The 23644-nt window shown below is 45.0% G+C and carries 24 protein-coding genes, 1 tRNA gene and 1 other RNA gene; 19 read left to right on the top strand and 7 right to left on the bottom strand.

What is annotated here, in order from left to right:
* Positions 1 to 274: 274 nt before the first annotated feature.
* Positions 275 to 1963, bottom strand: coding sequence for an arginine--tRNA ligase (gene argS / locus C1E99_RS07390; RefSeq protein WP_105207132.1), 1689 nt, complete (start codon positions 1961 to 1963; stop codon positions 275 to 277).
* Positions 1964 to 2069: 106 nt separating this feature from the next.
* Here argS and argR point away from each other — a divergent pair, with 106 nt between their 5' ends.
* Both argR and mutS read left to right on the top strand, forming a co-directional pair.
* Positions 2070 to 2510, top strand: coding sequence for an arginine repressor (argR, locus tag C1E99_RS07385; protein ID WP_105207131.1), 441 nt, complete (start codon positions 2070 to 2072; stop codon positions 2508 to 2510).
* A gap of 14 nt (positions 2511 to 2524) precedes the next feature.
* Positions 2525 to 5065, top strand: a complete 2541-nt coding sequence (gene mutS / locus C1E99_RS07380; protein ID WP_105207130.1) for a DNA mismatch repair protein MutS — start codon at positions 2525 to 2527, stop codon at positions 5063 to 5065.
* 86 nt (positions 5066 to 5151) lie between these two features.
* On the opposite strand, the gene C1E99_RS07375 is transcribed toward mutS, so the two are convergent.
* Positions 5152 to 5589 (bottom strand): MarR family winged helix-turn-helix transcriptional regulator, encoded by a 438-nt coding sequence (locus tag C1E99_RS07375; protein ID WP_105207129.1) that lies wholly within the window; start codon positions 5587 to 5589, stop codon positions 5152 to 5154.
* 135 nt (positions 5590 to 5724) lie between these two features.
* On the opposite strand from C1E99_RS07375, the gene C1E99_RS07370 reads away from it, so the two are divergent.
* The 11 genes from C1E99_RS07370 (at position 5725) to nrdG (ending at position 15449) form a co-directional block, all read left to right on the top strand.
* Positions 5725 to 6417, top strand: coding sequence for a type 1 glutamine amidotransferase domain-containing protein (locus C1E99_RS07370; protein WP_105207128.1), 693 nt, complete (start codon positions 5725 to 5727; stop codon positions 6415 to 6417).
* The gene (locus tag C1E99_RS07365; protein WP_105207127.1) at positions 6417 to 7760 is read left to right on the top strand and encodes a dihydrolipoyl dehydrogenase family protein; all 1344 of its coding nucleotides are present in this window, start codon (positions 6417 to 6419) and stop codon (positions 7758 to 7760) included. Before C1E99_RS07370 ends, C1E99_RS07365 begins: the two co-directional genes overlap by 1 nt.
* A 16-nt stretch (positions 7761 to 7776) precedes the next feature.
* Entirely contained in the window at positions 7777 to 8403 is a 627-nt protein-coding gene (locus tag C1E99_RS07360) for a nitroreductase family protein (RefSeq protein WP_105207126.1), read from the top strand.
* A gap of 26 nt (positions 8404 to 8429) precedes the next feature.
* Positions 8430 to 9095: a DUF998 domain-containing protein gene (locus C1E99_RS07355; protein WP_238146218.1), complete on the top strand. Its 666-nt coding sequence runs from the start codon at positions 8430 to 8432 to the stop codon at positions 9093 to 9095.
* A 124-nt stretch (positions 9096 to 9219) separates the two neighbouring features.
* Positions 9220 to 9663 (top strand): LytTR family DNA-binding domain-containing protein, encoded by a 444-nt coding sequence (locus C1E99_RS07350; protein WP_105207125.1) that lies wholly within the window; start codon positions 9220 to 9222, stop codon positions 9661 to 9663.
* Entirely contained in the window at positions 9660 to 10100 is a 441-nt protein-coding gene (locus C1E99_RS07345; protein WP_105207124.1) for a DUF3021 domain-containing protein, read from the top strand. Before C1E99_RS07350 ends, C1E99_RS07345 begins: the two co-directional genes overlap by 4 nt.
* Positions 10101 to 10448: 348 nt before the next feature.
* A complete protein-coding gene (gene nrdD, locus C1E99_RS07335; protein ID WP_105207122.1) occupies positions 10449 to 12620 on the top strand; it encodes an anaerobic ribonucleoside-triphosphate reductase in 2172 nt (723 codons plus the stop codon).
* A gap of 265 nt (positions 12621 to 12885) precedes the next feature.
* Positions 12886 to 13020: a hypothetical protein gene (locus C1E99_RS15405; protein WP_105207121.1), complete on the top strand. Its 135-nt coding sequence runs from the start codon at positions 12886 to 12888 to the stop codon at positions 13018 to 13020.
* Between the two features lies 1 nt (position 13021).
* A complete protein-coding gene (locus C1E99_RS07325) occupies positions 13022 to 14368 on the top strand; it encodes a bifunctional metallophosphatase/5'-nucleotidase (protein ID WP_105207120.1) in 1347 nt (448 codons plus the stop codon).
* A 1-nt stretch (position 14369) separates the two neighbouring features.
* The gene (locus tag C1E99_RS07320; protein WP_105207119.1) at positions 14370 to 14861 is read left to right on the top strand and encodes a GNAT family N-acetyltransferase; all 492 of its coding nucleotides are present in this window, start codon (positions 14370 to 14372) and stop codon (positions 14859 to 14861) included.
* Positions 14862 to 14876: 15 nt separating this feature from the next.
* Positions 14877 to 15449: an anaerobic ribonucleoside-triphosphate reductase activating protein gene (nrdG, locus tag C1E99_RS07315; protein WP_105207118.1), complete on the top strand. Its 573-nt coding sequence runs from the start codon at positions 14877 to 14879 to the stop codon at positions 15447 to 15449.
* 108 nt (positions 15450 to 15557) lie between these two features.
* Here the strand turns inward: nrdG and C1E99_RS07310 are convergent.
* The 4 genes from C1E99_RS07310 to C1E99_RS07295 all read right to left on the bottom strand — a co-directional run bounded on the left by C1E99_RS07310 (position 15558) and on the right by C1E99_RS07295 (position 17812).
* A tRNA-Lys gene (locus C1E99_RS07310) sits at positions 15558 to 15630 on the bottom strand.
* 7 nt (positions 15631 to 15637) lie between these two features.
* A non-coding RNA gene (ssrS, locus tag C1E99_RS07305) (6S RNA) lies at positions 15638 to 15831 on the bottom strand.
* A gap of 207 nt (positions 15832 to 16038) precedes the next feature.
* Complete coding sequence (locus tag C1E99_RS07300) at positions 16039 to 16455, bottom strand: hypothetical protein (RefSeq protein ID WP_044750666.1); 417 nt, start codon at positions 16453 to 16455, stop codon at positions 16039 to 16041.
* 76 nt (positions 16456 to 16531) lie between these two features.
* Entirely contained in the window at positions 16532 to 17812 is a 1281-nt protein-coding gene (locus tag C1E99_RS07295; protein ID WP_105207117.1) for a replication-associated recombination protein A, read from the bottom strand.
* A 69-nt stretch (positions 17813 to 17881) separates the two neighbouring features.
* Between C1E99_RS07295 and C1E99_RS07290 the strand changes: the two genes are divergently transcribed.
* The 6 genes from C1E99_RS07290 to C1E99_RS07265 all read left to right on the top strand — a co-directional run bounded on the left by C1E99_RS07290 (position 17882) and on the right by C1E99_RS07265 (position 23084).
* On the top strand, positions 17882 to 18211 hold the full coding sequence (locus C1E99_RS07290; RefSeq protein ID WP_105207116.1) for a MazG nucleotide pyrophosphohydrolase domain-containing protein: 330 nt from the start codon (positions 17882 to 17884) through the stop codon (positions 18209 to 18211).
* Positions 18212 to 18322: 111 nt separating this feature from the next.
* On the top strand, positions 18323 to 18793 hold the full coding sequence (locus C1E99_RS07285) for a DUF3013 family protein (protein ID WP_105207115.1): 471 nt from the start codon (positions 18323 to 18325) through the stop codon (positions 18791 to 18793).
* A gap of 587 nt (positions 18794 to 19380) precedes the next feature.
* Positions 19381 to 20334, top strand: a complete 954-nt coding sequence (gene prmA, locus C1E99_RS07280; RefSeq protein ID WP_105207114.1) for a 50S ribosomal protein L11 methyltransferase — start codon at positions 19381 to 19383, stop codon at positions 20332 to 20334.
* 1 nt (position 20335) lies between these two features.
* Positions 20336 to 21082: a 16S rRNA (uracil(1498)-N(3))-methyltransferase gene (locus tag C1E99_RS07275; RefSeq protein WP_105207113.1), complete on the top strand. Its 747-nt coding sequence runs from the start codon at positions 20336 to 20338 to the stop codon at positions 21080 to 21082.
* A 13-nt stretch (positions 21083 to 21095) separates the two neighbouring features.
* Positions 21096 to 22355, top strand: a complete 1260-nt coding sequence (locus C1E99_RS07270) for a hypothetical protein (protein ID WP_105207112.1) — start codon at positions 21096 to 21098, stop codon at positions 22353 to 22355.
* A 12-nt stretch (positions 22356 to 22367) separates the two neighbouring features.
* Positions 22368 to 23084: a DUF554 domain-containing protein gene (locus tag C1E99_RS07265; protein WP_105207111.1), complete on the top strand. Its 717-nt coding sequence runs from the start codon at positions 22368 to 22370 to the stop codon at positions 23082 to 23084.
* Positions 23085 to 23111: 27 nt separating this feature from the next.
* Here the strand turns inward: C1E99_RS07265 and C1E99_RS07260 are convergent, their stop codons facing one another.
* A complete protein-coding gene (locus tag C1E99_RS07260; RefSeq protein WP_105207110.1) occupies positions 23112 to 23582 on the bottom strand; it encodes a GNAT family N-acetyltransferase in 471 nt (156 codons plus the stop codon).
* Between the last annotated feature and the right edge of the window lie 62 nt (positions 23583 to 23644).

Below are 23644 nucleotides of genomic sequence, written 5' to 3'. Positions count from 1 at the left end.
CTGTATTTACAAGTATAGTACTTTTAGATAAGATCGCTCATCAAGGAAGTTTTTGAGAGAATACGGACTGTATTTTGAAAAAAACGAATGATGAGTAGCTGAAAAATTAACTTTAAGTGGAAGTACTGAACTGTGAATACAGGTTCTTATTCCCCCTCGCTAAATCTATTCGCACTTGTCTGACAATTTTTGAAATTTTTTAGTCGTTTACTGAAATTTATTGGTTGCTGGCAACGAAAAATCCTCAATCAATAAGATTGAGGATAGAATGTTATTACATTTTTTCTGGTGCTTTTACGCCGAGAAGACGTAGAGCTTCTTTGAGGACGACACCAGTTGTGTAGGCAAGAGCCAAACGGCTGTCACGCTCTGGGCTTTCATCCAAGATTCGAGTATGTGCATAGTACTTGTTGAAGGCTTGAGCCAGGTTAATAGCATATTTAGCGATGAGAGATGGGTCAAATTTGTCACCAGCACGTTCTACAACGTTTGAGAAGTTTTGGATGTGTTTGATGATTTCCCAGCTTTCTGCGTCAGCTAGTTTGTAGTCATTTTCTGCGCTTGGTACAAAATTGGCTTTGCGCAGGATAGACTGGATGCGGGCGTATGCGTATTGTACATAAGGACCTGTTTCACCTTCGAAGGAAACCATAGCTTCCAAGTCGAAGTCGTAGCCATTGTCACGGTCGGTTTTGAGGTCGTAGAACTTAACAGCGCCGACACCAACTGCGTGTGCCACTTCTTCCTTGTTTTCAAGGTCAGGGTTTTTGGCTTCAATTTGGGTAAGGGCACGTGAAATGGCTTCGTCAAGCGTTGGCTCGAGCAGGATGATATTTCCTTTACGAGTGGAGAGCTTTTTCTTGTCCTTGGTAACCAGACCGAAGGTGATGTGGGTCATATCGTCGCTCCAGTCGAAGCCCATTTCTTTCAAGACAGCCTTGAGCTGTTTGAAGTGGTTGATTTGCTCCTGACCAACGACATAGATGCTTTTCACAAAGTCGTAGGTGCGTTTGCGGTACATAGCTGTTGCCATGTCACGTGTGATGTAAAGTGTTGCACCGTCTGTTTTTCGGATAAGAGCAGGTGGAAGATTGTAGCTCTCAAGGTCAACGATTTGTGCACCTTTAGATTCTTTAAGGAGTCCTTTTTCTTCTAGGATTTGGATGCCTTCATCCATCTTGTCGTTATAGAAGGCTTCGCCATTGAAACTGTCGAATTGGACACCTAGCTTGTCGTAGATGCGGTTAAATTCGACCAAGCTTTCATCACGGAACCATTGCCACAATTCATGCGCTTCTGGGTCGCCGTCTTCCAATTTTTTGAACCATTGGCGTGCTTCGTCGTCCAACTCAGGCTTTTCTTCCGCTTCAGCGTTGATACGGACATAGAGTTTAAGGAGTTCTGAGATTGGATCGGCTTCGACGGCAGCCTTGTCACCCCAAAGTTTGTAGGCAACAATCAACATACCAAATTGTTTACCCCAGTCACCCAAGTGGTTGATGCGGATTGGCTTGTAGCCAAGCTTTTCGTGGATGTTGGCAAGGGCATCGCCGATAACAGTTGAGCGCAAATGTCCAACTGAGAATGGTTTAGCAATGTTTGGGCTAGACATGTCGATGGTTACATTGCGTCCTTGACCAATGTTGAGTTTACCGTATTGGTCTTTTTTAGTAATGACATCTGTTAAGACTTGATGTGAAATAGCAGCCTTGTCCAAGAAGAAATTGACGTAGGGACCGGTAGCTACAACCTTCTCAAAGCCAGTTGTATCGAGTTTTTCAACGATGTCTGCTGCGATAGCCTGTGGAGCCTTGCGTTCTACTTTTGCAAGTGAGAAGGCAGGGAAGGCGATGTCACCCATTTCTGATGATTTCGGTTTTTCTAGCAGATTGTAGATAGCTTCTACTTCCAAACTCGGAAGGATGGTAGCTAGTCTTTCTGCAATCACTTGTTTTTGATTCATATAGGATTTCCTCCAAAGTTATTGATTCTATTTTAACACATTTCTAGGTCAATAGCGGTGAAAAGTGTTATAATATTTTTATAAATATACATTCTGAGGTAAGAAGATGAATAAAGCAGGACGACATGATTTGATTCGGGCCATGATTCGTCAGGAAAAGATTGGACGTCAAACAGATATTCAGCAGGCATTGGAGGCTCAAGGAGTAGTGGTGACCCAGACCACATTGTCACGGGACTTGCGTGAATTAGGCGTGATAAAAATTCATGAAAATGGGCATTCCTTTTATTCTTTGGCAGTGGAGGAAGACGGAGTTAACTTTATCCAACTATTGGCACAATATGCATATAAAGTCGACAGAGCTAGTTTTATCCTAGTTCTTCATTCGGACCTTGGGGAAGCTGCTTTGATGGCCAATATTATCGATGCTGAAAAGCCAAAGTCGATTTTAGGAACCTTGGCAGGTGCAGATACCTTGTTGGTCATTTGTCGAGACGAGGAGGCTGCCAAACAGGTTGAGGCTGAAATAAATTATTACTTGAATTAGAATTGAGAGAAAGAATGGCAACAGATAAAATTTCTCCAGGCATGCAGCAGTATCTGGATATCAAAGCAAACTATCCAGATGCTTTTTTGCTGTTTCGCATGGGTGACTTTTATGAATTATTTTATGAAGATGCGGTCGAAGCTGCGCAGATTTTGGAATTATCCCTGACCAGTCGCAATAAAAATGCGGAAAATCCCATTCCCATGGCTGGTGTTCCCTATCATGCGGCCCAGCAGTACATTGATACACTGGTAGAGTTGGGACACAAGGTCGCGATTGCCGAGCAAATGGAGGATCCCAAGCAGGCAGTCGGCGTGGTCAAGCGGGAAGTGGTGCAGGTCATCACACCGGGGACAGTCATGGATTCCACCAAAATGGGATCCGATAGCAACTACCTGGTCACTATTGACCGTCAGGGTGTGCAGTTCGCACTTTCTTATATGGATGTGTCAACAGGGCAATTTTTCGTGACTAGTCTAGACGATTTTACCAGTCTTTGTGGTGAAATCCGCAATTTACGAGCACGTGAATTGGTCATCGGTTACGCTCTGTCTGAGGAAGAAGAGCAGGTCTTCTCTAATCAGATGAACTTGTTGCTGTCTTTTGAAGATGAGGTGACGGAGGATGTTCAGCTGATTGATAACTCCTTGACAGACTTGGAAAAGGCTGCGGCGGGCAAACTCCTCAGCTACCTACATCGGACACAGATGCGGGACTTGAGCCACTTGCAGAAGGTAGTCCATTATGAAATCAAGGACTATCTGCAAATGGACTATGCGACCAAGTCCAGCTTGGACCTGCTGGAAAACGGTCGAACTGGCAAGAAGCATGGTAGCTTGTATTGGTTGCTGGACGAAACCAAGACAGCTATGGGGATGCGGCTCTTGCGGGCTTGGATTGACAGGCCCTTGATTGACCTCAAGCGGATTGAGAGCCGCCAGGCTGTTGTGCAGGTCTTTCTGGATTACTACTTTGAACGGAGCGACTTGGTCGAGGCCTTGAAGGGTGTCTATGACATCGAACGCTTGGCCAGTCGGGTGTCTTTTGGCAAGACCTTGCCCAAGGACCTCTTGCAGCTTTCTCAGACCCTTGGAAATGTCCCTGCTATCAAGAATATCTTGTTACAAATGGATCAGCCTGCTCTGACTAGCTTGGTGGCAGGTCTGGATCCAATCCCAGAACTACACGCTCTTATCAGCTCTGCTATTGACCCAGAAGCCCAAGGGACTATCACAGATGGAAACATCATCCGTACGGGCTTTGACGAAACGCTGGATCAGTACCGTCTGGTCATGCGTGAGGGTGCGGGTTGGATTGCGGAGATTGAGGCCAAGGAGCGTGAGGCGTCTGGTATCAATAATCTCAAGATTGATTACAATAAAAAAGACGGCTACTATTTCCATGTGACCAATTCCAATCTGGGCAATGTGCCGGACCATTTTTTCCGTAAGGCGACCTTGAAAAATTCGGAACGCTATGGTACGGAGGAGTTGGCCAAAATTGAAGGGCAGATGTTGGAGGCGCGTGATAAGTCTGCTAATTTGGAGTACGAGATTTTCATGCGGATTCGCCAAGAGGTTGAGAAGTATATCGGTCGCTTGCAGAAGCTGGCTCGGACCATTGCAACCATCGATGTTTTGCAGGCCTTTGCAGTTGTGGCGGAGCAGCAACATTTGGTTTGTCCACGCTTTACAGATCAAAGAGAATTGACCATTGACCGTGGTCGTCATGCGGTGGTGGAGAAGGTCATGGGCAAGCAGACCTACATTCCCAACTCTATTCATTTGGATACTGATACGCATATGCAACTGATTACAGGTCCAAACATGAGCGGTAAGTCTACCTATATGCGGCAGTTGGCGGTTATCGTCATCATGGCGCAGATGGGTTCCTATGTGCCTGCTGATCAGGCTGCATTGCCGATTTTCGATGCTATTTTTACCCGTATTGGGGCGGCAGACGACTTGGTCAGCGGACAGTCCACCTTCATGGTCGAAATGATGGAGGCCAATAAGGCGGTCCGTCTGGCGACAGATCGGTCTCTCATCCTCTTTGATGAACTTGGACGGGGAACGGCCACCTATGACGGCATGGCTCTGGCCCAGTCTATCATCGAGTACATCCACGACAAGATTGGTGCCAAGACCCTCTTTGCCACCCACTACCATGAGTTGACAGACCTTAGCCAGACCTTGGAACACTTAGAGAATGTCCATGTATCGACCTTGGAGAAGGACGGCCAAGTCACCTTCCTCCACAAGATTGCCCAAGGTCCAGCTGACAAGTCCTACGGGATTCATGTGGCTAAGATTGCGGGAATGCCAGAGGAGTTATTGCAGCGGGCGGACAGGATTTTGCAGACACTTGAAAACCAAGCCCCTACTGCACCAGCTAACCCAGCTCCGTCAGTTGTGGAAGAGCCGTCTGGACAAATCGACCTCTTCGCAGACACGCCTTCTAACCCAGTCCTCGATGAACTGGCAAAACTGGACATCTATAATATGACCCCCATGGAAGTCATGATGGCAGTGGCGGAGTTGAAGAAAAAAATATAAGACAATGAAAGTCAGGACAGCTGTTCTGGCTTTTTGGGTGGAAAAAACTCCTGCTTTTGTGGAGAAAAGCAGGAGTGGATAGATGATTAGTTCAAATAGTTCTGTAAACTGTCGATGAGTTCTTGATTAGACTGGATATAGGCTTGTTTTTTTTCTATGGTCAAGCCATCTAGTTGACGAAAACAGGAAAGTAGCTTGTCTTCAAGGGTTTCTTGTAGTTTTTGACCGTCTTCGGTAAGATAAATCAGAAGTTGGCGTTTATCTTCCTTGGGAATCATGCGTCGAATATATCCCTTTTCTTCTAAGCGTTTGAGAAGAGGCGTTAAAGTATTACTGGCAAGATCCAATTTTTCACCCAACACCTTGAGTGATAGAGGAGATGTTTCCCAAAGGACAACGAGGACGAGGTACTGAGTATAGGTCAAATCAAATTCCTTGAGATTTTTCATGTAGAATTGATTAAAGAGCTTGTTAACATGGTAGAAGGAATGGCAGAGCTGTTTGGAAAAATGATAATCGGACATGGTTTCTCGTCTTTCTAATCGTTTGCGATAAAAATATCTTATCAAAATTCTTTTGTCTTGACAAATCAAATGAATAAGCATAGACTATACACATATCAAAAAACAATCGCGCGCGATTGAATTAAAGGTGAAAAAATGAAAAAAGTATTGATTGTCTTAACAAATGTCCAACAGTATGGTGAGCATGAGCGACTTACAGGCCTCTGGCTCAGTGAACTGACTCATTTTTATGATGAGTTGGTTAAAGCTGGTTATGAGGCGGATTTTGTTAGTCCAAAGGGTGGTTATGTTCCACTAGACCCACATAGCCTCACCATGATAGATGCTGTGGACCGCACTTACTACACGGACGCTGATTTTCGCAATCGTGCCCTGGGTCAAACGCTTCGACCAGATCAGGTTAAGGCGGCTGACTATGACTTGATTTATTATACAGGTGGTCATGGGGTTATGTGGGATTTTCCACAGTCAATGGAAATAGCAGAGCTGGCCAGCCAGATTTACCAAAATGGAGGCCTTGTAACAGCAGTTTGTCACGGTGTGGCAGGACTTTTGCCTATTAAAGATGAGGCAGGTCAGGCCTTGATTGAAGGGAAAGTTATTACTGGTTTTACCAATCAAGAAGAAGAACTAAACGGGACTACCGATTTAGTACCATTTTTAACGGAAACTGCTCTTCTTGAAAAAGGAGCTAAGGTTGAGATTGGAACAGCCTTTACACCGGTAGTTCGCCAAGATAGTCGTGTCTTGACAGGTCAAAATCCTCAATCTGCTCGTGCTCTGGGTCAGATGGTCGTTTCTGTGTTAGCAAAAGGAGGAGAGAAATAATGTACCAATACGATGTTACTTTTATCGGCTCTGGTCATGCTAACTGGCATGCTGCTGTTGACTTGGCCAAGGCAGGTAAAAAAGTTGCCATTGTCGAAAAAGATATTATAGCTGGAACCTGTACAAACTATGGTTGTAACGCTAAGTTCTTGCTAGAAAGTCCGTTTGAATTTATGGACGGCTTGGCTCGGTATGAAAAGGCAGGGATTGCCAAAACAGGTGAGATTTCTTGGGAGAAGCTCATGGCTTACAAAAAAGAGGAAATCCCGACCTACTCTCCTATGCTAGAAGGCATGTTTGCCCATCTATCGATTGACGTCTTAAAAGGTCACGGACAGTTAAAAGATGCTCATACTGTCTTGGTTGATGACAAGGAAATTTCGACAGACTATGTCGTCATCGGAACAGGTCAACGTCCAGCACGCCTCAATGTTCCTGGTAATGAATGGTTCCAAGATAGCCGTGCCTTTCTTGATATGGACCATATGCCTGAGAGACTGGTCTTTATCGGTGCTGGGATTATTTCACTAGAATTTGCGACAATGGCATCACTGCTGGGTTCAGAAGTCCATATCATCGAGTTTGCCGAACGGGCATTGGCAGCTTATCCTGAAAAAATGGTAGCCACTGTGGTTGAAAAAATGACAGCCGATGGCGTCCAGTTCCATTTTAACCAAGCCGTTTCTTCCGCTGAAAAAACTGCAAGTGGCCTTCTTGTCAAGACGGCTCAAGGATTAGAAATCGAGACAGATACGATTATTGATGCGACAGGCCGCGTGTCAAACGTAGAAGGTCTTGGCTTGGAAACTGTGGGAGTGGATTTTGACCGAACAGGTATCAAGGTAAATGAGTTTATGCAGACATCCCTATCCAATATCTACGCATCTGGAGATGTGGTTTCAAAAACCATTCCTCGCTTAACACCGACTGCCAGCTTTGAGTCTAGCTACATTGCAGAGCATATTTTGGGAAATCCAGATCCAATTGACTATCCAGTAGTTCCAAACGTTGTTTTCACTCTGCCGCGTCTGGCACAAGTCGGTGTCACTGTGGCAGAAGCCGAAGCCAATCCGGAACAATATCAGATTATCGAGGTTCCCTTTGGTCAACGATTGAAATTCCAAACGAAGTTAGAAGCGGAGGCTCGTTTTACGCTGATTGTTGGTAAGGATAAAACCTTGAAAGGGGCAGCTTTGTTGGGACATGAAGCAGGAGAGATGGTAAACTTGCTGACTTTGATTATCAATCAGAAGTTAACCGCAAAAGACTTAAATCGTATGATTTTTGCCTTTCCTGCAACGACCTACGCCCTACTTTCTAATGTCATAACAGCACTATCGTAAGGGGGGATAAATCAGTATGCAAACGAATGATTTTAATGAGATTATGTTTGGCCGTAAGTCGGTCAAAGTATATGACGAAACAGTCAAAATTGACCATGAGGAAATGCTCGAAATGCTAAACAAGGCCATTTCAGCTCCATCTTCTGTCAATTTACAACCTTGGCGTTTTGTGGTGGTGGAAAGCGAGGCTGCTAAGGCCAAGTTGCGTCCTATGGTACGTTTTAACACCAAGCAAGTAGATACGGCTTCAGCTGTCGTTTTAATCTTTGCAGATATGCAGCCGCAGGAACACACAGAAGCTATCTACGATCGTGCTGTGACTGAAGGCAAGATGCCTCAAGATGTACGAGATTATCAGGTGCCTATCATCAAGAGCATGTATAATGCTTTATCACCAGCCACGATGAGAGAAGTCGTTAAAATGGATGCTAGTCTGGCCGCTATGCAATTGATGTTGGTGGCTCGTTCTCACGGCTATGAAACGAATCCAATGTCAGGTTTTGACCCTGAGGAGATGGCAGCGACCTTTGACTTGGATCCAGAGAGATATATTCCTGTGTTGATGGTTTCAATTGGGAAAGCCAAGGAACCAGGCTTTGACTCTGTTCGTATAGAGGCAGAAAAGAAAACAGTCTTTAAATAATTCTGTCAGTAAACACAAAGAGAAAGTTGAGTAAGGAAATGGTGAGAGAAAGTCATCTACAAAAATGGGGAGCGATTGGTTTTCTGATCAATGCCAGTATCTACTTAGGGACAGAATTGATTGCTGCGATTGGAACTGGTTACCCACTTAGTTATGTTTATGGTCGTCAATTTATTTCGGCACTTGGAGTATATAATGGGCAACAGGTAGCTGGCGTTCCAGAGAACTTTTCGAATTGGGCCATTGTCATGAATCTAGGCTTCATCCTGACTGCGATTGGCTTTGTTCTCTCCTACGCTCTGCTTATTTTTCCAAAAATAAGGCAGAGACATCCCCTTGCGGCAATGTTCTTATTATTCATTGTCACTTTATTTGGGCTGGGGAGCTTGTTAGTTGGTTTCTTCCAAGGTGGAGTACCTGGTCAGGATGGTCTTCATGGACTTGGGGCTAGGCTGTCATTTATGATGGGAAATGCTACCTTGATCTTAACAGGTGTTTTCCTGACAGGGTCTAAAATAACCTATCGTTCATTGAGCGTCCTCCTTGGAGTATGTGGTTTTATTGCAGCAGGCTTTTTACAGATGGTGATTTCAGAAAATCAAGTGACTGTAATGGCGATCTATGAGCGCCTGACTGTTTACCCAATCACTGTTTGGCAGATGATAACCGGTCTTACATTTTTAAAGAAATAAGAAGTCAGGACAGTTGTTCTGGCTTTTTTGCCGTTTAGGGCAGGAAATCGACCACATAGTCAAAAGCCCTTGAAACCAATAGAGAAATGGTGTTTAATAGGGTCAGAAAGAGAAGGGAGAGAAGATGAAAGTAAAACTAGCTATATCACCAGAAATTTTGGAAGACTTAGTGACCATTGAGGCTCAAACTATGTCTGAGCAGATTTCACAGTTGGTGGCCTATGTTCAAAACCTAGACAAGCAGACATCTAGGCTGACAGTCAAAAAAGGGGAGCAGGTATATCTTTTGGAGCATGATGAGATTGTCAGGCTCTACTTGGAAGACAAGGTTTTACAGGTGGAAACGGTGGCAGATTCCTTTACTTCCAACCTACGCTTGTATCAGGTTAAGGAGGAACTGCCTGCCAACTTTTTGCAGATTTCCCAGTCGGAAATCATTCACATCAAGCAACTGGATCACCTCAAGCTGACAGCCAATGGTCTGGTCAAACTGGTCATGAAAAATGGCTCTGTCACCTACTCGTCTCGACGTTATTTAAAATCCATCAAAGAAAGGTTAGGAATATGAAAAAATACATCTTATCAGCCAGTTTAGGCGTTTCAGTTGGAACTGTCATTTCCATCATCACTTCCAGTATTTTCGGAAAGGGAACGTATCTTCCGCTCAATCCACTCTCAACCATGGGGGCTTACTACCTGAGCAATTTTAATCAGGTAACCGTCATGTTAATCTGTGTGCTGATTTGGGCAGCAATCGGCATCTTGTTTCAGCTGGCAGACAAGATTTTTGAACAGGATTGGAGCCTTTTGCGAATGACGGCAACGCATTTTTGCATCACAGCTTTAGGCTTCACACCGCTGGGCATTTTAGCAGGCTGGTTTCCCGTGAAACTTGGTGCCCTTCTCTTCTTCTGGCTTATCTTTGTCTTGGTATACGCTCTGCTATTTCTAATAAACTATCGAAAAATGGAGCGACAGATTAAGGACATCAACGGTCGTTTGTAGTATAATAGCACTATCATTTAATTGGAGTGTTTTATGAAAATTATACTGACGATTGTCTATAGTTTGGGAGTGGTGTGGAATATCCTCATTCTTGCTGTGAATGTTGGTAAAGTTCCCCTCTTAAATTTGCTTTGGCCTACTGTGATTTTAGTGGCCTGTGCGATCAATTTGTACTTCTTATGGACCAGAAAGCAAGAGTCAGAATAGGCTCTTGTTTTCATTTGCTTTTCAGAAAGATAGACTATATTTAGTGTAATTTTTTAATTTTTATATTTTTTAACACAAGATATTGATTTTTAATTTGTGAAATGTTACACTAGTAGCAGTGAAAAAATGGAGGCCAGTCAGATGAAGGTGCAAGAAAATGATGTAGAAAAACTGAATTTAGTCGTCTTGAAACGGGACGGTCGGACGGTGTCCTTTACTGAGCAAAAGATTTTTTCTGCTCTTTCGCGGGCCAATCAGGAGTTAGAACACCCCGTGTCAGAGGCTGGTCTGCAGCTGGTTTTAGAGGCAAGCTTGCAAGAGATTGGTCGTCGTTTCACAGGCGACATCCAGATTTATGAAATCCAGACCATTGTGGAGCAGGAGTTGCTCAAGGCTCATTTGTATGAGTTAGCAGAACGCTATATCCAGTATCGGACCCAGCGGGATTTTCGTCGACATCAGGCGACCGATATTAACTTTGAAATTCACAAGTTGCTGAGCAAGGATCAGGCCTTGGTCAATGAGAATGCCAACAAGGACGCCGATGTTTTCAATACTCAGCGGGATTTGACAGCGGGGATCGTTGGAAAATCCATTGGCCTCAAACTCTTGCCTGCCCATGTAGCCAATGCCCACCAAAAAGGTGATATTCATTATCATGACTTGGATTACAGTCCTTATACTCCCATGACCAACTGTTGCTTGATTGATTTCAAGGGGATGTTGGCTCAGGGCTTTAAGATTGGGAATGCGGATGTGGAAAGTCCCAAGTCGATTCAGACGGCTACGGCTCAGATTTCGCAGATTATTGCCAATGTATCCTCTAGTCAGTACGGAGGTTGCTCAGCTGACCGCATTGATGAGGTGCTAGCTCCCTATGCGGAACTCAATTACCAGAAGCATTTGAAGGAAGCAACAGACTGGGTTTTGCCAGACAAGCAGGAAGACTATGCGCGTGCCAAGACTCAAAAGGATATCTACGATGCCATGCAGTCTTTGGAGTATGAGATTAACACCCTCTTTACGTCCAATGGGCAAACGCCTTTTACCTCGCTCGGTTTTGGTCTCGGAACCTCCTGGTTTGAACGGGAAATTCAAAAAGCGATTTTGAACATTCGTATCAAAGGTCTGGGGCGCGAAGGTCGGACAGCTATCTTTCCAAAGTTGATTTACACAGTCAAGCGGGGCTTGAACTTGGAGCCTGATTCGCCCAACTATGACATCAAGCAGCTGGCGGTGGAATGTGCAACCAAGCGGATGTATCCAGATATGCTGTCTTATGACAAGATTGTTGAGTTGACAGGCTCCTTCAAGGTGCCAATGGGTTGCCGTTCCTTCTTACAAGGTTGGCAGGATGAAAACGGTCAGGATGTGACATCTGGGCGGATGAACTTGGGTGTTGTGACCGTCAATCTGCCACGGATTGCTATGGAATCAGCGGGCGACATGGACAAGTTCTGGGAAATATTTGCAGAACGCATGGCTATTGCCAAGGATGCCTTGGTTTACCGTGTGGAGCGGGTCAAGGAGGCGACACCTGCCAATGCACCGATTTTGTATCAGTATGGGGCTTTTGGCAAGCGACTGGCCAAGACCGATACGGTGGATGAGGTTTTCAAACATCGCAGAGCGACCATTTCGCTAGGCTATATCGGACTCTATGAAGTGGCGGCCGTTTTCTACGGAGGTCACTGGGAGGACAATCCAGAAGCCAAGGATTTCACGATTGCCATTATCAAACGAATGAAGGAATTGACAGATGCTTGGTCTGACCAATATGGCTATCATTTCTCTGTTTATTCAACCCCATCTGAAAGCCTGACGGATCGCTTCTGCCGCATGGATACAGACAAGTTTGGTCTGGTTGCAAACATTACCGACAAGCAGTATTACACTAATTCCTTCCACTACGATGTACGGAAAAATCCGACTCCTTTTGAAAAACTGGACTTTGAAAAGGTCTATGTGGAGGCAGGTGCCAGCGGTGGCTTTATCCACTACTGTGAATACCCTGTCTTGCAACAAAATCCAAAGGCCTTGGAGGCTGTTTGGGACTATGCCTATGACCGTGTGGGCTATCTGGGGACCAATACTCCGATTGACCATTGCTACGCCTGTGATTTTGAGGGGGACTTCGAGCCGACAGAGCGTGGTTTCAAGTGCCCAAACTGTGGCAATAGCGACCCCAAAACAGTTGACGTGGTCAAGCGGACCTGTGGCTATTTAGGCAATCCGCAGGCCAGACCTATGGTCAAGGGTCGCCACAAGGAAATTATTTCCCGTGTCAAACACATGAATGGGTCTAGTTTATAAAGAACGGACATTAGGGCTTCCGTAGTTTTGAGGAACTACGGAAGTTTGTTATAATAGAAAGAAACAATCAATAGCTCTGCTATTTCATCGTCATCCAGTTTATCTTTTATTACGTCGTTAACTCGCTTTCGCAAATCTCATTTCCGGCTGTCTGCAGCTTTTGAGGCGAAAGCGGTTCGCCCTATTTCCAGCCTTCAAAGGTTCCCCAAACCTTTGAAGCGAGTACTAAAAGTAAACTGAATGACTACATAAAAAGGAGAAAACAATGGGAAAATATCAATTAGACGACAAGGGCAAGGCCTTGGTGGCACGCTATCATGAGAAGAATTCTACTGTGAAGCAGGACAAGAAGTCGCGTGTGCAGGAATTGCTCAAGCAAGCCAAGAATAAGAAGAAATAATATGGAATTTACAGATATCAGCATTCTCCATACTAATGATATGCATTCCTATGTGGAGAATTTTCCCAAGAAGGCACAGCTGATTGCGGATATTCAGGCTCGTAATGAGCAGAACGGAATTCCGACCTTTGTTTTTGACAGTGGCGATCTCTTTTCGGGCAATATCTTTTTCAATATGTATCGAGGGGTCAAGGAAATCGAGTTGATGAATCGAATCGGTTGCCAGGCCATGACCTTGGGCAATCATGAGTTTGACCACGGAGATGAGTTGCTCAGTCGATTGGACGACTTTGCCCAGTTTCCAATCGTGTCCTCCAATCTCCGCTACCGTGATGAAGCAGCGACTGATGAACTGGTGCCGCTTGAGGATGTCCTAGAATTCGATATGAATGGAAAGCCTCTCTATGTCTTAGGTCTGACTACTCTGGAAACCCAGGAGGTTGCGTCACCGTCGGAGAATGTGATTTTTGAAGACCATCGACAAGCTCTGCGGCGATTGGTAGACCAGATTGTGAGTCAGAATCCATCAGCTCATCTGGTCGTGCTCAGTCACTTGGGCTATGATGAAGATGTGAATCTGGCCAAGGATTTCCCTGAACTTAACGTGATTTTGGGCGGACATACCCATACCATTCTAAAACAACCTAGTCAGACTGGTGGAGTTAGTATCTGCCAGGCTGGTCAGTATGGTCGTTTTGTCGGTCATCTATCCCTGCGGTGTTTTGCAGATGGACGGCACGAAGTTCTGGCTTATGACTTGATTGAGGTGGAGAAACTGACCCAAGAAGACAGGGCGGTCAAGGCTATTATCGACCAGATGAAATCGGAACGTGACGCAGCTTTTTCCAAACCGATAGCGATTTTACCTCAGGCACTAGACGGAGAGCGAGACAGCATTCGTCAAGGGTTATCAACTCTGGCCCCTGTTATTTGTCAGGCTTTATTTGAACAGGCGAGTCAACTAGGTTTGCAGGCGGATGGAGCGGTCATCAACGGCTTCGGCATTCGGGCTTCCTTGTCGGCGGGACCAATCTTTTATTCGGACTTGGTCAAGGTCCTGCCCTTTTCCAAACGCGTCCTGCTGGTTGCTATCAAAGGCAGCGATTTGGTGGCTAGCTTGCAGACCGGCCTCCACCCTCAGATGTGGGGCATTATCCCAGACGGTGAGGGTTTTATGGTCAATGGCAGAGCAGTCGAGCCAGACAAGGTCTATCAGATTGTGACCAATTCTTTTGTCTGGAGTGGTAAGGACAACTATGACGATTTCCACAAGGCAGAAATTGTGCAGGACTTGGGACTGGATATTGACATCATCAGCGAATTTTTCAAAAGACAATATGGAGGCTAGAATGGAATTAAGAAGACCGACTGTGGCGGATAAGGAAACGATTTTGGATATGCTAGCCGAGTTTGAAGCCGCAGGCTCTGCTATGGACGGAGGCTTTATCTCTAAAGATGTGGACTTTGAAGACTGGATTTTGCGAAACCAAGATTATGAAGCAGGCCTAAACCTGCCAGACGGTTTTGTCCCTTCCATTCAATATGTATCATTTGACCAAACAGGTCGAGCCCTTGGTTTTCTCAGTTTACGCCTACGGCTCAACGATTTCCTGCTCAATAAAGGCGGTCATATTGGCTATTCCATTCGACCGTCCGAGCGTGGCAAGGGCTATGCCAAGGAACAACTGCGACTTGGTTTGCAGGAGGCGGCTAGTAAAAATATCACCAAGGTCCTTGTGACCTGCTCGACAAACAATCAAGCCAGTCGTCGCACGATTGTGGCTTGTGGCGGTAGCCTAGAAGACACCCGCGAAGGAGTAGAACGTTACTGGATTGGCTAAGAGAAGGAGGCAGCTATGACGGAGCAGACCTGGAACAATCCCAAACCAGGCGAGTGGAAGAGCGAGGAACTTAGTCAGGGACGGATTATGGACTACAAGGCCTTTAATTTTGTGGACGGCGAAGGCGTGCGGTGCTCCCTCTATGTCAGCGGTTGCCTCTTTCACTGCCCCGGTTGCTACAACGTGGCCACCTGGTCCTTCAAGGCTGGCATTCCCTACACTCAGGAGCTGGAAGACCGCATCTTAGCAGACTTGGCCCAGCCCTATGTACAGGGCCTGACCCTCTTAGGTGGTGAGCCCTTTCTTAATACAGGTACGGTCCTCCCACTCGTCAAGCGGGTTCGGGAGGAATTGCCAGACAAGGACATCTGGTCCTGGACAGGCTACACATGGGAAGAATTGATGCAGGAAACGCCAGACAAACTGGAACTGCTCAGCTGGTTGGACATACTCGTAGACGGCCGCTATGACAAAAACAAACGCAATCTCATGTTGCAATTTAGAGGCTCATCCAACCAACGCATCATTGATGTGCAGAGGTCCTTGCAGAAAAATCGAGTGATTTTATGGGATAAATTACAAAAATGACCCGTATAGTTTTAATGTACGGGTTTATTTTTTGACCAAAGATGATCAAATTCACTCAAAAAACGAGAAAAAGCCTTGATAAATCAAGACTTTCCTCATATCAACCAATCCTCCCTGTAGGGATCGAACCTACGACCCACGGATTAAGAGTCCGCTGCTCTGCCAGCTGAGCTAAGGAAGGGCAAAATAAAAACGCTGTATTGGTACCGGTTATTCATGAATTGTATTGATCCCGCACGCTAGAAGCAGGTGGGTGACGTGTTTCTGACTTAGTTGCTTCTGGGTGTACCAGCCTGCATACTGCCAAAAGATCTTTGTCTCCCTAGTAATACAAAAATAGTCGGTCAACACATAGGTATGAATTCGTATACCACAGCAGTTCTTATTTATGATTTAATATTACCACATTTTAAAAAAAAATCAAGAGAAAATCGGCAAAAAATGAAAACGTTATCAAATTTTATTTTTCTGAAGAAAAGCACTACAATTTATGATACAGGACGATATTGTGTTCAGTTCATTTATTACCTATATTTCTCCCATTCCTTATTGATAAGCGTTGTAAAATCAGGAAGTCCCTGTGTTTCTCTTACTCACCTATTTGGTAAAGCATTTTTCCTGAATAGAAAATATTCATTAGACAGGTTACAGGAGTAGCACCAGTCCATAACCACCCCTGAAATACAGCTCGACTCCAGTTGTAGGTTTCCACAATTACTTCAAATTCACTATCTTGGTACTTTTTCTGGTAATCTTCCAGCCCAATACAAGTTCCTGAAAAATCCCCTGTAACAGTATCTTCGAATACGAAAAACTCGACATCCTCTTTATCAACCTGTTCAAACAGGATGGTTGCTTTATGAATCTGTTCAGTTTGATTATCAGTATAATAAAACAGAGAATCCATATGCAGTATTAGCTGATTATCCAGGTGTTCAATCTTCGTAATTCTTGCATCATGCATCGAATACGGAAAGCCCTCGCCAAAATTTCGTTCTATTTTCATTGGAATACCTCATTTTAAGATTTCTACAATCAGTTTGATGGTCTTTGGCTCATAATCAATAGAAACTAGTCCTATATTACACATTTTTCTCGGTCTGTTTTAGATGCCTGATTTTTTCTTGGGTCATGCCCAAGGCACGCTCGTATTTGCCGGTGTCGTTGGCGGTGAAGTAGTCCGCATTCAGTAACTTATCGGGCAGGTATTGCTGGTCCACCCATTTTTCCGGATAGGCATGCGGATACTGGTAGCCAATAGCATTTCCCAGCTCCTTACTACCAGCATAATGCCCGTCCCGCAGGTGATTTGGGATAGGTAGATGACCATTTTTCCGCAAATCAGCCAGAGCTGCATCCATAGCCTGATAGGCAGAATTAGACTTGGGAGAAAGAGCCAAATCGACTACCACATTGGCAATCAAAATCCGTGCTTCTGGAAATCCGATTTTCTGGGCGGCTTCAAGGGCGGTCACGGTATGAATCTGAGCCTCTGGATTGGCCAAGCCGATGTCTTCATAGGCAATGACCGTCAAGCGACGAGCCAGACTAGGAAGGTCTTCCGCCTCAATCAAACGGGCGGCGTAGTGGAGGCTGGCATTGACATCGCTGCCTCGAATGGATTTTTGCAGGGCTGAGAGAATGTCGTAGTGGGCATCGCCGTTCTTGTCCATGCTGATGTAGGATTTCTGTAAGCTATTTTCCACAGCGTCTAGGTCAATGTGGCGACTGCCCTCGCTTTCCTTGGTAGAAAGCACAGCCAATTCTAGCGAGTTATAGGCGGCACGCAGGTCACCGTTGGTAGCATTGGCTAGGAAGTCCAGAGCTTCAGGCTCAATGGTGACGGGGAAGTCAAAACCGCGTTCGCTGTCTGTCAGAGCCAGTTCCAGAGCCTGTCGGATATGGCTGGTTTTCAGGGGTTGCAATTCAAAAATCTGCACTCGACTACGAATGGCAGGCAAAATTGAGAAGAAGGGATTTTCTGTCGTTGCCCCAATCATGATGATATTGCCATTTTCCAAAAGAGGAAGCAGGAAGTCCTGCTTGGTCTTGTTGAGGCGATGAATCTCATCGAGCATGAGAACCAGACCGCCAGAAAATTTAGCTTCTTCAGCGATTTCCTGCAGGCGTTTTTGGTTGTCGGTCGTGGCATTAAAGGTCCGAAAGGCGTATTTGGTCGTGCCAGCAATTGCAGACGCAATCGAGGTCTTGCCAATTCCCGGCGGACCGTAGAGAATCATGGACGACAGCATATTGGCATCAATCATGCGACGGATAATCTTTCCAGGACCGACCAGGTGTTCCTGACCGATGACGTCATCAATGGATTTGGGCCGCATACGAAGGGCGAGATTGGCGGGCATAGGCTTCCTTTCAGTGCATTTATGGTATAATCATTATACTACAATTTTAGGATTTGGAGAAAAACGAAGATGACGGAGTTGACGGTGAGTGTTTTGGAAGAATACTTGCGTGACCACTATGGGACGACAGTTCCAGAGCAAAGTCTCTTTATGAAATTAGTGGAGGAAATTGGTGAAGTGGCAGAGCTACTGAATCAACGTGCAGGCCGCAAGATGATGGATGGCGAAGACGACAGCTCTGCTCGTCTGGCAGAAGAATTAGCTGACGTTATTCACTATGCTGTAGCCTTGGCAGCGGTGAATCAACTAGATTTAACCAAGTCCATTTTGGAGAAAGACAAGCGGGCTTCCGTCAAATATGGTCGAGAAATAAATTTATTGGAATTTATCGTCATTTAGTTTTTCTTTTATTACGTCGTTAACTCGCTTTGCCGTACTTCAGTACAGCCTACAGCTCGTTGCCTAGTACTAAAAGTAAACTAAAAGACTATATAGAAAAGAGGAAATAGAATGGCAAAACATGGCTTTTTAGATGTGCTGGAAGCAGCACTGGACAAACATTTTACTTACGATTATGAGCTTAACTGGGACAAGAAAAACCACGCAGTTGAGTTGGCTTTTATCTTGGAGGCGCAAAATGCGGCTGGGATTGAAACGGTGGACGACGAAGGCAATGCATCTGCAGAGGATATTTTCCTGGAGGAGTACGTCCTTTTCTACAACCAGGACAAGTCTCGCTTTGATGAGGAAGACTATCTGGTCGCTCTGCCATTTGACGCCAAGAAGGGCTTTTCAGCAGAGTTTCTGACCTATTTTGCAAGCTTTCTCAAGGACACCGCAGACCAAGGCCTAGATGACCTCATGGACTTTTTGGCGGACCCAGAGGCCCAAGAATTTGCGATTGCTTGGGACGGTGAGGCTTTTGAAAAAGGCAGAGCAGACTTGGTAGAAGGGGAATTTTACCCATATCCGAGGTATTAGGGAGCGAGATATCTGTAAGTTTGGTTCTGACTTGACTATGGGTGAAACTTTTGCTATTATCTAAAAATAGAAAAGGCGTTGAGTTCCAGCTCAACGCCCAGTAGGACCGCTAAATGGTGGTTCAGTTCGTTAGATTAAATAACCGTCAGAACTGTGTCAAAGTTTGCTGACGGTTATTTTTTATCTCGAATAGCTAAAATGATGACGATTATCAAGCTCAGCATTTCAACAAGTAGACTTGATAAATATAAATCCAGAGATTTCCGACGTGAGAGTTTTGAAACGATATTTTTCAAAACTCGAGTTAGTGCGTGCCCTAGACAAATCTTATAGGATTTGTCGTTGCCAGATGAGTAAGTTTACTTACCATCTGGCATGGGCTAGCCTTTCCGTTGGATTTTGTGTCTATTTGCATAGGCACCACCACCTTTCAGAAATCAGAACCACCGCTCAGATTTTCCTGTCATTTTATTTATTCGAAAATTATTTTGATTTTACCTACCTTATAACATTAACTTGTAAAATAGGCTAGAAATCGGTACAATAATACAGTGATTGACGCATAGAAAAGAAAAGGAACAACAAACATGAACTCATGGCAAGAATTAACGATTCACGTACATCGTGATGCAGAAGAGGCAGTTTCAAATCTAATGATTGAAACGGGCAGTCAGGGGGTGGCGATTAGCGACTCGGCTGACTATGTGGGACAGGAGGACCGTTTTGGTGAACTCTATCCCGAGGTGGAGCAGTCGGATATGATTGCCATTACGGCCTATTATCCTGATACTGTAGATATTGAGGAAGTTAAGGCAGACTTGGTGACTCGCTTGGCGGATTTGACGGGATTTGGCTTGGAAACGGGTCAGGTCAGCCTAGAAAGTCAGGAACTGGCGGAGGAAGACTGGGCGGACAACTGGAAGAAATACTATGAGCCAGCCCGCATTACCCACGATTTGACCATTGTGCCGTCTTGGACGGACTATGAGGCAACGGCTGGTGAGAAAATTATCCGCTTGGACCCAGGCATGGCTTTCGGGACGGGAACTCACCCGACGACCAAGATGAGCCTTTTTGCTCTTTCTCAGGTCCTGCGTGGTGGCGAGACAGTCATCGACGTCGGCACAGGCTCAGGTGTCCTTTCCATTGCTAGCTCCCTCCTAGGTGCCAAGGAGATTTACGCCTATGACTTGGATGAAGTGGCGGTGCGTGTGGCTCAGGAAAACATTGACCTCAACGCCCACACTAGCAATATTCATGTTGCGGCAGGTGACTTGCTTCGTGGCGTTGATATTAAAGCAGAAGTCATCGTTGCCAACATCTTGGCGGACATTCTCATCCATCTGACTGAGGATGCCTACCGTCTGGTCAAGGAGGAGGGCTACCTAATTATGAGCGGCATCATCGCGGATAAGTGGGACATGGTGCGAGCATCGGCGGAGGCGGCTGGCTTCTTCCTTGAGACCCACATGATCCAGGGCGAGTGGAATTGCTGCGTCTTCAAGAAAACAGCTGACCGCTCAGGTGTGATTGGAGGCTAGGATGCAGCAGTATTTTGTCAATGGCAGAGCACCGCAGGGCATTTTCCAGATTAGCGATAAGGACACTGCCAAGCACATGTTTTCTGTTATGCGCTTGCAGGCAGACGACCAGATTGTCCTTGTTTTTGACGACGGGATTAAACGCTTGGCGCGTGTAGTGGACAGCCAGAGCCAATCTGTTGAAATCATCGAAGAACTGGCAGACAATGTCGAATTACCCGTTTCCGTTACTATTGCCATGGGCTTTCCCAAGGGAGATAAGCTCGAATTTGTCGCCCAAAAGGCAACGGAGTTAGGCATGGCAGCTCTTTGGGCCTTTCCAGCGGACTGGTCTGTGGTCAAATGGGACGGCAAAAAACTGGCAAAAAAAGCAGAAAAGTTAGAAAAAATCGCCCAAGGAGCAGCCGAGCAAAGCAAACGCAATCGGATTCCAGCAGTTCGTTTGTTCGAGAAAAAAGGCGATTTCCTATCCCAGCTGGCAGGTTTTGACCAGATTATCTTAGCCTACGAAGAATCCGCCAAGGAGGGCGAACAAGCCAATCTAGTGAAAATCTTGTCTGGCTTAGAAGCCGAGCAATCAGTCCTTGTCATCGTCGGTCCAGAAGGTGGCGTGTCGCCTGAGGAAGTAGCCGCTTTTGAAGGAGTAGGAGCGGTCAAGACAGGTCTTGGTCCTCGTATCTTACGAGCAGAAACGGCTCCACTTTATGCTCTTTCTGCTATTAGCTACGCAACGGAATTGTTGAAATAAGGAGAGTCTCAAGATGAATGAACTAAAGTCAAAGGAACAAGGAGAACTAATTGTATCTGAGAACTGTTTTGCCCTCATTCAGGAAATGGATGAGTTGGCATTGCCGCCATATCAAAAATATGAAATCACAAATCCGAAAGTTTTGGCTCATGTTGAAAAGATAGTTCAACCAGCACTTAAACATAATCTTCAGAAAGCCGTACAGCCTAATATTCCTAAGGGATTGTTCAAAGTGGATTTGCCGATAGGCGATTTGCACAAAATCAAAGGGGAAACGGATAAGTATCGTGCCTTTGTTAAAGGTGCAGATGGAAAAATTAATACCCATGCAATCTTGACTCCTGCACAAGTGGATATCGCAAAGGGAGCAAAAGCTGCGGCAGCCGTTTCGGGTGCAATGCAAGTTGGTGCCATGGTTGTTGGTCAATATTATATGGCTGAAATCAATGGACAACTTAATTCCATGAAAGAAACTTTAAATGATATTAAAGATTTTCAAGAAAGAGAATTTAAAGGGACTGTTCGGGCTTTGATTGTTAATATTTCTCAGCTATCAAAATTTTCAGCAGATTATGTTGGAAATACTGAATTAGTAAGATTAAAGTTGATGGAGTGTGCTAACTTCCGTGCTGAAGTAACCAAGTTACTAGAACAGGTCAATCTAGCTATTGAAGAGAGTCTCACTAAGGGAAAAGAATTATCTTTTGAAAAGTATGAACAGTTAATTGATAAGTTAAGTACTAATTTATCCTATCAACAAACCTTGTTGAGATTATTAGCGGAACTTAGTAAGCTAGATCTAGCCTTCTCGCAAGGAGTGATGTCAGAGGATAGTAGTTATTATGTGTACGAGTACTATCTAAACAATTGTAATAGTCTAGGTGAAAAGATAGCCAATTGGCACAAAGATAAGATAAAATTTTTCCAAATTGACACTAAGCGCAATAGACGTGCACAGGAAGGCGCTATGAAAGTAGTTGCAGATATTGCAAAAGAGTTGGATAAGAATGCCCATGTTGCTGCTGGAGTAGGCTTTCTTGGAGGTATCGTAGGTGCAGCAGCAGGTTTTGGAATTGGTAAAGCGGCTGGAGAGCTAAATAAGGCCATTCGTTACATTGATGTTCGAAAACGGACAGTTAAGCTAATTTCAGAACAAAAAGCTGTTTTCTACCAATCTAGTAAGCAACTATCGATTAACAACTATGGTGAGAATGTAGAATTGTTACTTGACGATGGCAAAGTTTATTATCTGTTGACAGATGGTAGAGGATGATAGAGGAGAGATATGTTCGCATTAGGAACCATTATCAATACAGTGGCCATTGCCCTAGCAGGTTTGCTAGGGTCTTGGTTTGGACATTTGCTGAAAGAACGGCATCAGTCTGGGCTAACCTTGGCTAGCGGCGTTGCCATTCTCTTTTTAGGGATTTCAGGAACGCTGACAGGCCTTTTAAGAGTAGAAAATGGTCAACTGGTCACCCAGAATACTATGCTCTTTGTGCTGAGTCTAGCCTTTGGGACTTTTTTAGGCGAGGTTCTTCATATCGAAGGCTGGTTTGAACGATTGGGGATTTGGCTCCGAGAAAAGTCGGGCAATGGTCAAGACTCTCAGTTTTTAGATGCTTTTTTGACTGCCTCTCTGACTGTCTGTATCGGTGCCATGGCCATTATTGGCTCTATACAAGATGGTCTGACGGGAGATTCTAGCCTTTTGGTCATTAAGAGTATTCTGGACTTTATTATTATTTTTATCATGACGGCCAGTTTGGGCAAGGGTGCTGGATTTTCAGCGGTACCAGTCTTTCTCTTTCAAGGCTCTGTGACTCTTTTGGCCCGTCTGATTGAACCTTTGATGACGGATCAGGCCCTTGCCAATCTCTCCTTTATCGGCTCCGCCCTCATCTTTTGTGTCGGTGTCAATATCATCTGGGACAAAAAGATTCGCGTTGCCAACATGTTGCCTGCGATTCTTATCGCGGTTGTTTGGAGCTACTTTGCATAAGAAAAACCAGGATTTCCCTGGTTTTTACTATTTTCGTTCAAATTGCAAGAGGCTGACCTGCCCCAAGCCCTTCCAGACCTCCTCGATTTGCCCACTCTGTTGAAAACCATTTTTCAGTAGCACCTTCTGAGAGGCTCGGTTTTCTGGCAGGACAAAGGCAACGATTGCTTTTATCTGACATTCTTCCATTAGGAAATGGCAGAGCAGGCTGACTGCCTGACTAGCTAGACCCTGATTCCAGAAGGCATGATGAATCCGATAGCCTATGGTTACCGACGCAGACCGTTTCTTGTGGTCGAAAACTTCCAAAACGCCAATCAATTTTCCTTGAAATTCTAGTCCTAAAAACAATCTTTTTTTCTTATCAAAATCACGTTGGAAATGACTGATTCGTTTGCGAAGGGTTTCTTTATTTTTAGTTGACGTGTTAGGAGTGTATTGGAAATGAAGGGGGTTGGAATAGATTTCCCACAGGTCATCGAGGTCTGTTTCCTCGATTTTTCGAAGTTGGAAGGAGGTAGAATTTAGAGTAGGGAAGGTTGAAACATGGTTTCCTCTTA

It is taken from the genome of Streptococcus suis (assembly GCF_002964045.1).
GTDB classification, from domain to species: domain Bacteria; phylum Bacillota; class Bacilli; order Lactobacillales; family Streptococcaceae; genus Streptococcus; species Streptococcus suis_U.
Note: the sequence above shows the minus strand (reverse complement) of the source record. Positions and strands in the feature narration are given on the sequence as shown.

Bases quoted from the DNA above. Each gene is read 5' to 3' on its own strand.
- C1E99_RS07325 (WP_105207120.1), top strand. From the start codon at position 13,022: ATGGAATTTACAGATATCAGCATTCTCCATACTAATGATATGCATTCC.
- C1E99_RS07285 (WP_105207115.1), top strand. From the start codon at position 18,323: ATGGCAAAACATGGCTTTTTAGATGTGCTGGAAGCAGCACTGGACAAA.
- C1E99_RS07295 (WP_105207117.1), bottom strand. From the start codon at position 17,812: ATGCCCGCCAATCTCGCCCTTCGTATGCGGCCCAAATCCATTGATGAC.
- prmA (WP_105207114.1), top strand. From the start codon at position 19,381: ATGAACTCATGGCAAGAATTAACGATTCACGTACATCGTGATGCAGAA.
- C1E99_RS07365 (WP_105207127.1), top strand. From the start codon at position 6,417: ATGTACCAATACGATGTTACTTTTATCGGCTCTGGTCATGCTAACTGG.
- C1E99_RS07275 (WP_105207113.1), top strand. From the start codon at position 20,336: ATGCAGCAGTATTTTGTCAATGGCAGAGCACCGCAGGGCATTTTCCAG.
- nrdG (WP_105207118.1), top strand. From the start codon at position 14,877: ATGACGGAGCAGACCTGGAACAATCCCAAACCAGGCGAGTGGAAGAGC.
- C1E99_RS07320 (WP_105207119.1), top strand. From the start codon at position 14,370: ATGGAATTAAGAAGACCGACTGTGGCGGATAAGGAAACGATTTTGGAT.
- C1E99_RS07370 (WP_105207128.1), top strand. From the start codon at position 5,725: ATGAAAAAAGTATTGATTGTCTTAACAAATGTCCAACAGTATGGTGAG.
- C1E99_RS15405 (WP_105207121.1), top strand. From the start codon at position 12,886: ATGGGAAAATATCAATTAGACGACAAGGGCAAGGCCTTGGTGGCACGC.
- C1E99_RS07270 (WP_105207112.1), top strand. From the start codon at position 21,096: ATGAATGAACTAAAGTCAAAGGAACAAGGAGAACTAATTGTATCTGAG.
- C1E99_RS07350 (WP_105207125.1), top strand. From the start codon at position 9,220: ATGAAAGTAAAACTAGCTATATCACCAGAAATTTTGGAAGACTTAGTG.
- C1E99_RS07360 (WP_105207126.1), top strand. From the start codon at position 7,777: ATGCAAACGAATGATTTTAATGAGATTATGTTTGGCCGTAAGTCGGTC.
- argS (WP_105207132.1), bottom strand. From the start codon at position 1,963: ATGAATCAAAAACAAGTGATTGCAGAAAGACTAGCTACCATCCTTCCG.
- C1E99_RS07375 (WP_105207129.1), bottom strand. From the start codon at position 5,589: ATGTCCGATTATCATTTTTCCAAACAGCTCTGCCATTCCTTCTACCAT.
- C1E99_RS07300 (WP_044750666.1), bottom strand. From the start codon at position 16,455: ATGAAAATAGAACGAAATTTTGGCGAGGGCTTTCCGTATTCGATGCAT.
- C1E99_RS07345 (WP_105207124.1), top strand. From the start codon at position 9,660: ATGAAAAAATACATCTTATCAGCCAGTTTAGGCGTTTCAGTTGGAACT.
- nrdD (WP_105207122.1), top strand. From the start codon at position 10,449: ATGAAGGTGCAAGAAAATGATGTAGAAAAACTGAATTTAGTCGTCTTG.
- C1E99_RS07265 (WP_105207111.1), top strand. From the start codon at position 22,368: ATGTTCGCATTAGGAACCATTATCAATACAGTGGCCATTGCCCTAGCA.
- mutS (WP_105207130.1), top strand. From the start codon at position 2,525: ATGGCAACAGATAAAATTTCTCCAGGCATGCAGCAGTATCTGGATATC.
- C1E99_RS07290 (WP_105207116.1), top strand. From the start codon at position 17,882: ATGACGGAGTTGACGGTGAGTGTTTTGGAAGAATACTTGCGTGACCAC.
- argR (WP_105207131.1), top strand. From the start codon at position 2,070: ATGAATAAAGCAGGACGACATGATTTGATTCGGGCCATGATTCGTCAG.